We start from the raw sequence: 12,662 nt of genomic DNA, 5'->3' as shown, positions 1-12,662 counted from the left end.
GAGAAAACAACCTTACCAACGCTTTGCATTTTGCTCACCTTTGTTGCGGTTAAACTATGATAACGCGATAGAAAAGCCATGAAAGTAAGGGAAGACATTATTTTAGACGCAGCCTATAAACTTTTCAGGCAGCGGGGCGTCCGAGCAACCAATATGCAGCAAATTGCCCGGAGTTGCGACATCACCGCCTGGCAGATCACTTCAATTTACCGGTCACGCAAGGAGATTATTCTGGCATTGTTTAAATACCTTCTTCAGCGGAATACCGGACACCTTTCTGTAAACCCCGTCATTTCACCGACAGCGGTGGCTGAACTTGAAAATTTCTTCAGGATGATCGAAGACATGGTCAAGGATTTTGGCGCAGAAATCCTTTACGAGCTGCGGCGATATCAACCCGAAGCTTTCGAACACCTTTCAGATATAGTTGAACATACGCTGATGCCCTATATCCAAAAAAACCTGCTGCGTGGCACATCCGAAGGCCTGTATCGCGAAGGTATTTCTCGGGAAATATTTGTGGCGACCTATTTTAAGCTGTTGAGATCGATCCTTGAGTCTGAAAATCTGAATTGGGAGCAGACCCTTATTACTCTCGCGCAATCCCACAGAATTATTCTTCAGGGAGTCCTAACCCCGAAAGGAATACGCATGTGAATGGTATATCTGTAAAATATCTAAATATGAAAAGAGTAATTATAGTGGGAGGCGGTTTTGCCGGTCTAAACCTCGCCAAGCACCTCGCTAACAACAGATCTTTCGATATTACTTTGGTGGACAGAAACAACTATCACTTTTTCCCACCGTTGCTCTATCAAGTTTCCACGGCTTTCATAGAACCGTCTAACATCGCCTATCCATTCAGGAAGATGATGCAGGTTCAACGTAATCTCAGTTTTTTCATGGGTGAGTTGGTTTGTGTTCTACCACAGGAAAACATGATCGAGACAACCAACGGGTTCTTGAAATTTGATTTCCTCGTCTTAGCAACCGGCACGGAGACCAACTATTTTGGAAACGAGAATCTGAGAAAAAACGCGCTACCGATGAAGACCATCGACGATGCGCTACGCATACGAAATCACATCTTGCTTAAAATGGAAGAAGCAGTCAGGTCTGGGTCGCCCGGGGAAGTGGTGAAACTAACGAACCTTGTTATTGCAGGTGGAGGTCCGACGGGGGTGGAGCTGGCTGGAATGATTGCGGAAATGGCAAAGAATATCAATATCACTTCAAAAGAGTATCGTGATGCCAGTTTTGCGCAAAGCCATATTTATCTTATAGACGGTGGTGCCTCCCTACTACAGGCGATGAGAGAGACTGCGCAACAAGAAGCGTATCAGGTTTTGAAATCGCTAGGGGTGAAGATCATGCTGAATACTTTGGTGAAGGACTACGTGGACGAAACAGCGGTACTCAATAATGGGGATACTATACCTTCAGCAACTTTAATCTGGTGCTCCGGGGTTGAAGCGAGAAAGATCAAGGGACTTTCTGAAAATGTTTTTGCACGGGGAAATCGGATCAATGTAGATGGGTTTAACCGCGTACAGGGTACGGAAAATATATTTGCCATTGGAGACCTCTGTTTTCAAACTACCGACCCTGCCTATCCTAATGGCCACCCTCAGGTTGCACAGGTCGCCATCCAACAAGCTAAAATGCTTGCGAAAAATCTTCGACAACTTGCTGATGGTAAATCCACCAACGTATTTGTGTATCATGATCGAGGTAACATGGCCATCATTTCCAAGTATAGGGCGGTAGTTGACTTACAAACGTATTCCTTTAAAGGCTTTTTTGCCTGGTTCGTATGGCTCTTCATTCACGTCATACCACTGACCAGTGCCCGTAATCGCTTAAAAGTGCTGTTTAACTGGGCGATGAGTTTACTCACCAATGATTCGGCATTACGGCTTATAATAAGACCGGATGTTAAAGAAAAGCCAGGAACTATTATGCCCGTTTCAGAACAGCTACCAAATTGATTCATGCGTCATAACTCCCAGTAGATGCTGTTGCTAGCCAAACTGCTGGAATTTCAAAAGCTTGTTCATCAGCTTCCCAGAAGCTGGAAGACCATCTGCATCTCAAACTCGTGACCAGGATAGAGCGGAAACTGGCTTATCGATTTTGATTTGTAGCGACCTATTTTAAGCTGTTGAGATCGATCCTTGAGTTTGAAAATCTGAATTGGGAGCAGACCCTTATTACTCTCGCGCAATCCCACAGAATTATTCTTCAGGGAGTCCTAAGCCCGAAAGGAATACGCATGTGAATGGTATATCTGTAAAGGTCAACGTCTTCGGATTCTCCAGATGGTCAGTTCTCCCGGAATAAATTGTGCGGATGGCCTGGTGTATTTCTCCAATGCTGAATTTCTAAAAGGAGAAAATCCCGAATTCAAAATTGTATATAATGAAGGATAAAGGTCATTCTTTGATTTTTACTGATGCAAACTATCGAAAGAAAAAAACTTTGGGAAGTACTTCTCAGTAAACCAGCAGCAACAAATTTAAATAGCTCTCATTAACCGCTACGAGATATAATATTTTGACTACAAAAAAAGTCGATATGGCTACATCTGCCTTTTGACTGGTTTCCAACTTTGCATTAGAAAATCAGCCCTAATGAAATACTTAGAAACATCAGGTAATGAGATTTCCGCCAATAGCATTTCGCGCCTGGGACCGGGCACAATGAGAATGACAAGAAATTGAAAAGATAATTCCTAAAGAAAAGACGTTGAGCAACTATATGCCATCACCAAATTTTCACAAAAACGGCTTGTTTAAAAAATAACGCAAATATGAAGTTCAAAAGAGTTCAGTTCAATCACTATGGTTCAGCTTCCGAAATGTATATGGGGGAATACGAATTATCACAATTGAAACCAGACGAGGTACAGGTAAGAGTGAAAGCGGCAGCCATCAATCCACTGGATTGGAAACAAAGGCGGGGCGACATGAAGCTTTTCATGGGCAGACAGTTTCCCAAAGGCATCGGGTCTGATTTTGCAGGCGTTGTGGAGGCGGTTGGAAAAGATGTGCGCAACATTCGGCCTGGCGATGAGGTATTTGGTACTATGGATGTCAAAAAACCGGGTGCATTTGCGGAAGTCGCTGTCACTGCGTCGCGCTACGTGGTCAGGAAGCCTTCCCTGCTGTCCTTTGCAGAGGCGGCCTGTCTTCCCATTCCAGCCGCTACGGCCTGGGCTGCGCTCCTCCTGGGTAAAAAACCGGTAATGGAAAATTCACGTGTTTTGATCAATGGTTGTACCGGAGCTGTGGGTTTAATGGCAGTGCAATTGGCAATCGCGAAAGGCGCAAAGGTAGCCGGCACATGCAGTGAAGCGTCCATGCAAACCGCCAGGGCAATGGGCGTGCATCCAACCTTTAACTATGCCGATGAACAATATGGTAAGCATGTTAAACCATTTGATGTCATTTTTGATACCGCCGGAACAATGAATGTTGGTCGAGCGGTGTCGATGCTGAAGCCGAAGGGAATGTTTGTCGATATCAATCCAACACCGCGAAGGATAATACGCGGGCTGTTATCACGCCGGTACAGGATGGTATTTGCAAACATGGGTTTTAAGTATCTTCCTGAGATCGCTGATCTGGCAAATCAGAATCTGCTAAGGTCTGCCATTGGCCTGCAAGCGGATTTTTCGAAAGCAGTATCAACAATCACCGAGTTCGAGAAAGGACAACGTACTCCAGGCAGAGTTGTATTGAACTTTTAGAAGGGACCGGGTACACACAAAGGTATTAACAACGCAAAAGATGCCTAAATAAAATCTATTTTTGATATATGGGTAATGCAAATCCAATCAGGGTTAAATCGATAACGGAGTTTCACCGGCTGTGGGGCTTACCGAAGCCTGAACATCCGTTGATCAGTGTGATAGATTATTCAGACATCGATCCTGAGCAGATAAACACCTCTATCGGTGTGATCTTTGGATGCTACTTTATCTCTATAACGAGAAATATGCGGTGTAAAATGATTTATGGTCAGCAGGAATATGATTTTGACGAAGGCATTCTATATTTTATCGCCCCCCACCAGGTTATGAGAATTGAAAAACAAGAAAATTTGATCTCACAACCTTCGGGGTGGATTTTGTTAATTCATCCCGACTTTCTTTGGAACACGCCTTTAGCCAAAACCATAAAACAATACGAATACTTTAATTATTCTTCCAATGAAGCACTATTCCTTTCAGAGAAGGAAGAAGCGATTATAAACCTTATCATTCAAAATATTCAGCAAGAATACCATTCAAACATTGATAAGTTCAGTCAAAACATCATCATCTCTCAAATTGAAACCCTGCTTAATTATGCAGAACGATTTTACCAACGCCAGTTTATCACCCGGAAAAAGGCAAATCACCAGATACTTCATCGCTTAGAAAAGTTGCTCGATGATTATTTCAATAACGAAGATATAGTGGCCAAAGGGATCCCAACTGTTCAACACGTTGCAAACGCCTTGAATCTATCACCAGGTTATTTAAGCGGACTTTTAAATATGTTAACGGGGCAACGCACACAGGAACATATCCACGATAAACTGATAGAAATAGCCAAAGAAAAATTATCTACAACTGCTTTGTCAGTAAGCGAAATCGCTTATGAATTGGGATTTGAACATCCCCAGTCATTTAGCAAATTATTCAAAACAAAAGCCAATTTTTCCCCTATGGAGTTTAGGCAATCATTCAACCGCCAAAACTAAAGGATTAATTAAATAACTAGCAAGCCCTTTGGGTCATCCAGGAAGCGGTTCGAAAATTGTACAGGGGAGACGACTGCGCCCGCCGAAGCATGTTTCATGCATAGGCCTCGCTTTTTATAGCCAATTGTGGTCTATTTATTAAGTGTGCATGGCGCGCTTCGTCGGGCGCGGCCCGACTGCAGGCTTCGATTAAGAAATAAAACCTTCTCTAAATATGTGGACCGTATACATTCTTAAATGTGCAGATGGAAAATTTTATACTGGACAAAGTGATTTTTTTGCGCTGACTCATTGGTTTGGGAGGTATATATATTGAGTCGCCTCGTTTACGCGAGCGGTTCGAACTCCGTTGTCCGTCAAAAGTGAGTTTTTCTGGAAACATCGAACCAATTACAAGCTCGCTATCACCGTGTTCGTACACATAGCTTAGTCTTAAAAGATTACCAATACCACGATCCAGGTTTTCAATGCGGGGGACTTAGTGAGATGCAGAATGCAATTGTGATTCGAGTCGGTAGAGTTCAACGTTTAAAGTCAACAGGTTCAATTTGCTTAGTTGCCAGAAGCTCACGAATATTGGCGAGCTTCTCTTCCGTCTCCTTTATTTTCTTTTTTAGATGTAAATTCTCATTTCGTAAGGTTCCGTTCTGTTCATTTCAGCTTTCAAGAATGAAGGCCCTATATATATCATATCCGGCTGCGCAGTATATTTACTTAGCTCGACTGTTAATGCATGATTTACTTGATCGGCTGTGAATCGACATAAGCAGCCATCTTTTGTGCGGGCTGTCTGACGATTTACAGCCCTGCTTTTGTTTCAGGTAGTATATATTTCAGTTGACTGCTATATATAATGTTATGTCGGCTTAGTAACTCTGTATGTGAATGGGCAAATTGGAATCAATGGAAAAATCCTCAACATCCTGCTTCATATCCAGATCCCAATCACGAACCCTCCAGTTTACGGTTACACTACCTCCTTGGTTCTCATACTGCTTTAAAGTATTCAGGATATCAAGGATGCTGCGAGAGGAGGCAGTATTGAAGTAACTAAGACTAAAATTAAACGTTAAGGGGTTATCAATATACATCATATAGTCTTCCAGCCATTTCAATAAAGGGGCATAAAATTCAAATGTGTTTTCCAGATAAGATTCCCCGTCCAGCTCGCAAATACCGGTCTCTACACAAAAGTTAACGTTTGGAATAAAAAAGACATTTTTCTCTCCTGTAATTTTCAGATCTTCCATAGTTATAGTTAGATATTGTTGTTATTGTTATTGATTGTTTTTGAAACATTGATGGATAGAGCAAAAAAATCGTAGTCATCATCAAAGGGAGTAATGTCTACCTCCAGTGGTGACCCTGCTTTTAGTGCTATATCGATCAGTCCTATATTTGCACCCAGCTGGCCATCATGCATAGGCTGGCTGCGGAGTTCTCTTTTCCATTGACGCAAGGCATCCACATCAAGAGTATTGATTTTCTTACACTTCTCTGTAATAACAGGTCCCCAGCTTTTCTTTATCAGGTTCGCCGATGTAAGCGAGTAATGACTGTTCCAATCGCATATAAGAAAGGAGCCTTTTCCATAGCTTTTTGACTTTTGTTCATGATGCTCTCTTTCTTCCGAATAGTAGGATACATTTTGTGCCAGTTCCAGAAAGATGGAGAATACCTTTTTGTTCAGAAGAGGTTCCATCTCTATCTCATTGATACGATCACCAATAGAAGCCAGCACCGTGTCTATAAAAGGACCTTTATAATAAACAAGGATGCGGTCCTTTTCCAGGTTTTCATCAAATGCCAGAATATTTATTTTTTTATCCACAGTTTTTTATAATGATCATTAATTGAATACTACACACTTCCGCTTTAAGAATTTATCAAAACTCTACGAGAAATTCCTATACCTTCACGCTTATCAAGGTAATGTCATCTCTTTGATCGGTAGTTTGCTGGTGCTCATCAAGAACTTTCTCGAAGGTCACTTTTTGCTCTGATAACGGGAGGGATGCCACCTGGTTGATAACCTCTTTGAATCGGTGTGTTCCCAGTTTAATCCGATCTATGTTATTCTGATCGGTATATCCATCCGTAGTCAGGTAAAATATAGTGTCTTTTTCTACGATCAGCTCCTGCGTTGTAAAAGGACGTTCAGCTGTATACTGACCTCCTACAGATCGCCGGTCGCCAGGCAGTATATTTACTTCGTGATGTTGGTTGAGTACGTAGAACAAAGGACGTTTCGCTCCGGCAAACAGTACCCGCACCTGGCCGCCTTCTCCTCGTTGCATACGCAGCAGACAGACATCCATACCAGCTGTATTGAACCGTTCGGATTTGTTGACGGCACCTTTGACTCCCTTGTCTAATTGTTCGAGTATCTGAGCAGGATCCAGGATGTGTTTTAAGTTGATGATTTCGTTGAGCAATGTATTGCCGATGATGGACATGAAAGCACCCGCAACACCGTGACCGGTACAATCAATAACAGCCATAAAAACAAGATCACTGTCTTCTCCATCCAGATCTTCTTTGGAAAGGTGAGAGAACCAATAGAAGTCGCCTGAAACTATATCTTTCGGGCGGTAAAGCACAAAATGCTCAGAGAAAGTTTCACCTATCTTTTTGTGAGAAGGTAACAGGGCTTGCTGAATGGTATTGGCATACAGGATGCTGCTCATTACCTGCTCATTTGCTTTGCGAAGACTATCATGCTGAGCTTCAATTTCTTTCTTGCTCTCCTTGAGTTCATCGTTAATGGTTTGGAGTTGTTCTGCGGTGGCCTGTAACTCTTCCTGTTGCTGCAAAATTTCTTCTTGCTTTTCCAGCATGTCGGCATTCATCAGTTGCAACTCTTCTTTTTGTTGTATCACCTCGGCAGTTCGTTCCAGTACTTGTTTTTCCAGTTTGATCTTCTGGGCCTGGATAGCATTGATCCTGTATCTGTAAAAACTAACAGCACTGCCAATAACGATAATAGCCACCAGTGCCTTGAACCACCAGGTTTTCCAGAAGGGCGGGGTAATAATGATTTTGATCGATGTACCTTTCTCATTCCAGACTCCATCGTTGTTAGAAGCCTTCACCCGGAAGATATAGGTTCCCGGATCCAGATTGGTATAGGTTGCTTTGCGTTGGGTGCCTACGTAGTTCCAATCCTTATCAAATCCCTCCAGTTTATAGGCATACTGGTTCTTGTCGGTAAGGGTAAAGTTGAGTGCTGCAAACTCAAAGGTAAACACCGACTGTTTGTAGGAGAGAGTTAGTTCCCTGGTTTGATTAATACTTTGCTGAAGGGGAGAGTCTTTGTCTTTTAAATTGACCGATTTATTGAAGATCTGGAAATTAGTAATGACAACAGGAGGAACATTCGGATTCTCCCGCAGGCTGTCGGGATGAAACATATTGAGGCCAGTAGTGCCGGCAAAAAACATGGTGCCATCTTCTGCTTTATAACATGCATTGCGGTTGAACTCTTCCACTTGCAGACCATCATTAACATCAAAGTTTCGGAAGGTGTTATGCTTGGGGTTAAAGCGGCTGATTCCTTTGTTCGTGCTCAGCCACAGGTTCCCGTGTTCATCTTCCAGCATCCCTTTGATCACATCGCTGGCCAAGCCCTCTTTGAAGGTATATCGAATGAAGCGGTTGTTTTTCTCATCCAGACGGTTGAGCCCCTGTTCGGTGCCTGCCCACAGATTACCCTGGTGGTCCAGCAGCAGGGCATTCACGACATTGTGACTCAGGCTGTGAGGATTCTTTTCATCGTACTCATAGTGAACAAACTTCCCGCTGTGGCGATCAAGGCGATTAAGTCCTAGTTCGCTACCCACCCAGATATTCCCTTGTTTGTCTTCACAAAGGGCAAGAATTACATTACGCCTGATGTTATTGCTCGTGGTATCTTCGGAATCGAAGCGGTAGTAACGAAATTGCCGGTTGAGGTGGTCATAGTTGACTACCCCTCCGCCCCAATCGCCTATCCAGAGGTTATGGTCGTGATCCTGAATGACGATTCGCTTGGAACCGGCCGGTTCGTTAGGCCCGGCTCTAGGATCCCAGAAACGGTGATCAAACTTACCGTTCCGTTTGTTAAAGAAGGCAAAGCTCCCCAAGTGGTAGCCAAGAGCCAAAGAATCGTGGCCGTAATTGACTATTGATAAGATGATGCCGAGAGGAATTTCCTTTTTGGGAGCGGGATAGCTGGTAAACTTTCCGGTGTGGCGATCCTGCATCACGAGTCCACCGTCTTCGAGACTGATCCAGATACGGCCCTGTTGATCGCCGGTGACAGCATACATATTGGGTGTGTTGAAGTGGAGAATCTTCCCATAGTGTACAAATTTGCCCGCGTAAGGAGAATAGAGGTTGACGCCCCCTGCATAGGTACCAGCCCATACATTACCCTGACCATCCCGATAGAGAGAGTATACTGAATTGTTACTCAAACTGTTGGGGTCATCAATGTTCTGGCATACGGTGCTGAAGCGGTTTTTAGGGTAGTCAAACAGGCTGATGCCCCCGTTCTCGGTGCCAATCCAGAGCCGGCCATCGGGACCTTCCGTCAGAGACACGACTTCGTTATAGCAGAGGCTGTTGGGATTATTTTCCTCGTGCATATAGTAGGTAAAAGAATCGGTCTGACGGTTGTAGAGCAGCAGAGCACCTCCCCCTATCCAGAGGCGACCTTGACTGTCTTGAAAAACCGTGTGTGCAGCGGTCTCGGGTCCATAAGTACGAAACCGTTGATTACGAGGGTTGAAACGGTGTGTGCATTGGATGGTGGCAATCCACAGTTCTCCCTGATCGTCTTCAGTTATCTGTTGCAATTTTTGTATAGTGAATGGTGTAGTGTAGGGACGGAAATGATCCTTTTCCCGGCGGAATAGACCTTCGTCCAGAGTACCCAGCCAGAGTGTACCCTGGCGATCCTCGAAGATATCCACTACCTCAACGGGATGCTTGTTCAGAGCCTCGTGGATAAACGTTTCCGTTTGTCGGTCAAAGCGGTCGATACCATCGTTAGTCGCAACCCAAAGATTGCCCGCTTTATCCTCTAGTATATTGTTAATGTAATTGCTGTTGAGGCTGGCGGGGTTTGCGGGATCGTGGCGGTAGACGGTCATCTGATAGCCGTCATAGCGGTTCAGTCCATCGCGGGTACCAAACCACATATAACCTTCTTTGTCTTTGACGCTGCAGTTCACGGTGCTCTGGGAAAGCCCTTGCTTTAGTGAAATGCGTTTGAACTGGATTTGTTCCTGCTGCGCCTGGCAAATCAGACTGGTAATGAAAAGAATTAAAAATAGTAAAGTGTTTCTCAATATAGAGTCTACAATCGATTTTCCTGTTACTACTCTCATTGGGTAAATTTCTTACTAATTGTTATACAATGTGTTTAATAACGACTTATCAAACATTTACAAAAGAGTGGACTTTACTGGGAAACCCTTTTTTTTATCATTTCAATCGATATAGTAAGAAACTGCATGAGCAGATAGGTAAAAATATTTTATACGATTTATGCCGATTTTTTAGATTATTTGTACAGATAGAATTCATGAGCTTATAAAAAAACGATGTTCGGATAACAAGGAAACAGAATTCACATGGAGATTAGCGCTTTGAAAAGAACACCTTTCTTGAGTTGCGGAAAATGTTATGAGAGCGTGGTTTTTAAATAAATGTCTGATCTTTCGAAGAAGCAGTTCTCTCAGGTAGTCAATGTCCTGATAAAAAGAAGTTGATATTCTTCAGGCTGACTTCCCTGGTCCAATGACAAATTCAATTACTGGATGCCCTCCGATGTCCAATAACCAGAGAAATCTCCCGTCTCTAAATCAGGATAATCGAGAATCCATTTTTTTATGAATTCTAACTCACCGCGGGGAATTAGAGCTTTGGTGTCAACGAGCACGGGTTCTACATGGGATATCGCGGCACAGATACCATACATTATCAAATTCTATTTGGGTGCTGACTTCAATAATGCCTTTGTTTGGCGTAAACTTAATGGCATTGCTAATCTGGTTGCGGACGACAGTTTAATCATATCTATCGATATTCCAAACGGTACATTCGTATCCGAACCATTTTGAACTGGCTATTTTCTTTTGGCGATACAGACCTATATCTGTACCTATATATCGCCCTTCACCTTGTATTGCCAAAGAATATACAACTCCCTTAAAACCGTTCCTAAAGTATAACTTCTTCTCTTATGACGTGTCAGAATCACTTCACTTGTCAGAAAAGAGAAAAATATTCTCTTTGCCTGCGTGACTAAAATCGGGTCAGAACTGAACGAAAATATAGACATCCATAGTCAATCCATTATTGTTTCCCATGTGAGCTACTCTTGAACTACTGCACGCGATTCTATGGAAGGCAGTTCATGACAAGAAAAACTTCAAACCACGAAGTGGTTATCCGTATCGAGGCTGCGAAAAACAGACTACTCAACACGAGCAAGTCTATTAGTGAAATAGTAGATGCCTTGGGTTTCGAATACCCTCAATATTTTAACAAGTTGTTCAAGCAGAAAACCGGAAAAACCCCGTGGAATTTCGAAATCTCAATTAACTAAAGGCTGTGCGATTAACGGGCAGGGCGAACCAGTTTCGAATAAAGTTGATTATTCAGGCGGAGTGTAGTATTGGAGTTTAATGAGCTGATCAACCTGGATATATATTGAGTGAGAAAAGTTATTCATTGCTTGTTTCGGAATACCCAAGTTCTGTGCTGCGTTATCAGTATACAGGTAGTAACTGAACTGATCCGTTCGGATAGAATCAATAGCATCTCTTTTGATTTTGAATAAACAGAAAAAAGTCATCTCACATAGGCCAATCTATACAACGGATTGACACTATTGTGAGATGACTTTTTATTTCCTGTTCACAATAATTACTCCTTAAACACTTTAAAAGATCGTGACGTTTTAACGCCGTTCACGCGAATGATATACAAACCAGGTTTAAGCATAGCACCTAATGATAATTTGGCTGAGCCTCCTGAATGAATCATCGCTTCTACCTCATTACCTGTTGCATCCAGTACGGTAATTTTCAGTTGCTCATCAGTACCCTGCACATCAAGTGTTATTGTTTTTGCAAATGGATTGGGATATAGTTTCACGGCAAATTCTTCGGTTGTATTTGCACTTTCCTCTGGAGAACTTTGTCTCGCTGTTCCTATCGTTGACATCGACCATTGCTGATTTGGACTGGTACTTTGAGCCCACTGGCCTAAATCAGAACCATTGGTGGTGCGTCCCATACCGTCAACATATAGCCCGGTAGCCCGGTTTTTCAGTTTTACATAACCTTCAACTGTTTCGACTGACCATTGCTGAGCAGTACTACCGCTGCTGCCCCATTGTCCTGCGTTAGAACCGTTATCAGATCTATACATACCATCAAGATACAACCCGGTAGCCCGGTTTTTCAGCATTATATAATCTCCAACCGTTTCGATTGACCATTGCTGAGCAGTACTACCACTGTTGCTCCACTGTCCTGCGTTAGAACCGTTATCAGATCTATACATACCGTCAAGATACAACCCGGTGGCTCTATTGGCTAAAGAAACGTAAGTAACCCCCCGCGCTTTTACCAGCAGAATAGCAGTTGTGGAGAGTGACGGTGCGGAGATCGTAAATGAATTTGAATTCACCTGTACGGTATTCGACTTTAATGCATTTTGTGTATGCGATACAAACGTCTCTGTCGCTGGCAGCGATGCCAGTTGCAATGTTTGGTAACTTCCATTAGCAACATTAAAGTTGTTCAGATTAATTGTTACACTGCGCGAAGCACTCATGTCGCGGTTCACAACGATCACCGTCAGGGAGTCAGCGTTTTCATTTATAGAAGAATAGGCAGACACTGTATTTTCAAGCGAAGAGGTGC

The 12,662-nt window shown here is 43.0% G+C and carries 9 protein-coding genes; 5 read left to right on the top strand and 4 right to left on the bottom strand.

Annotated elements, in window-relative coordinates; all coding sequences use genetic code 11:
- Positions 1-78: 78 nt before the first annotated feature.
- The 4 genes from V7Q33_RS18805 (at position 79) to V7Q33_RS18790 (ending at position 4,746) form a co-directional block, all read left to right on the top strand.
- Positions 79-657, top strand: coding sequence for a TetR/AcrR family transcriptional regulator (locus V7Q33_RS18805; protein WP_333820830.1), 579 nt, complete (start codon positions 79-81; stop codon positions 655-657).
- Positions 658-683: 26 nt separating this feature from the next.
- Positions 684-1,988 carry an NAD(P)/FAD-dependent oxidoreductase gene (locus V7Q33_RS18800; protein WP_333820829.1) on the top strand — a complete coding sequence of 435 codons (1,305 nt, stop codon included), beginning with the start codon at positions 684-686 and terminating at the stop codon, positions 1,986-1,988.
- Positions 1,989-2,809: 821 nt separating this feature from the next.
- Complete coding sequence (locus V7Q33_RS18795) at positions 2,810-3,748, top strand: NAD(P)-dependent alcohol dehydrogenase (protein ID WP_333820828.1); 939 nt, start codon at positions 2,810-2,812, stop codon at positions 3,746-3,748.
- Between the two features lie 68 nt (positions 3,749-3,816).
- A complete protein-coding gene (locus V7Q33_RS18790) occupies positions 3,817-4,746 on the top strand; it encodes a helix-turn-helix domain-containing protein (protein ID WP_331979072.1) in 930 nt (309 codons plus the stop codon).
- Positions 4,747-5,612: 866 nt separating this feature from the next.
- On the opposite strand, the gene V7Q33_RS18785 is transcribed toward V7Q33_RS18790, so the two are convergent.
- The 3 genes from V7Q33_RS18785 to V7Q33_RS18775 all read right to left on the bottom strand — a co-directional run bounded on the left by V7Q33_RS18785 (position 5,613) and on the right by V7Q33_RS18775 (position 10,115).
- A complete protein-coding gene (locus V7Q33_RS18785) occupies positions 5,613-5,996 on the bottom strand; it encodes a DUF1987 domain-containing protein (protein ID WP_331979070.1) in 384 nt (127 codons plus the stop codon).
- Positions 5,997-6,004: 8 nt separating this feature from the next.
- Entirely contained in the window at positions 6,005-6,577 is a 573-nt protein-coding gene (locus tag V7Q33_RS18780) for a SiaB family protein kinase (protein WP_333820827.1), read from the bottom strand.
- Positions 6,578-6,653: 76 nt separating this feature from the next.
- Positions 6,654-10,115, bottom strand: coding sequence for a two-component regulator propeller domain-containing protein (locus V7Q33_RS18775; RefSeq protein ID WP_333820826.1), 3,462 nt, complete (start codon positions 10,113-10,115; stop codon positions 6,654-6,656).
- A gap of 1,031 nt (positions 10,116-11,146) precedes the next feature.
- Here V7Q33_RS18775 and V7Q33_RS18770 point away from each other — a divergent pair.
- Entirely contained in the window at positions 11,147-11,338 is a 192-nt protein-coding gene (locus tag V7Q33_RS18770) for a helix-turn-helix domain-containing protein (RefSeq protein ID WP_331983342.1), read from the top strand.
- 320 nt (positions 11,339-11,658) lie between these two features.
- Here V7Q33_RS18770 and V7Q33_RS18765 read toward each other — a convergent pair.
- Positions 11,659-12,662 (bottom strand): RICIN domain-containing protein (locus V7Q33_RS18765; protein WP_333820825.1); only part of this gene is annotated, 1,004 nt, incomplete at its 5' end.

Origin of the sequence: Ohtaekwangia sp., assembly GCF_036786105.1 — a bacterium.
Taxonomy (GTDB): domain Bacteria; phylum Bacteroidota; class Bacteroidia; order Cytophagales; family Cyclobacteriaceae; genus Ohtaekwangia.
The sequence above is the reverse complement of the archived record's forward strand: the minus strand, read 5'-3'. Positions and strand labels throughout refer to the sequence as shown.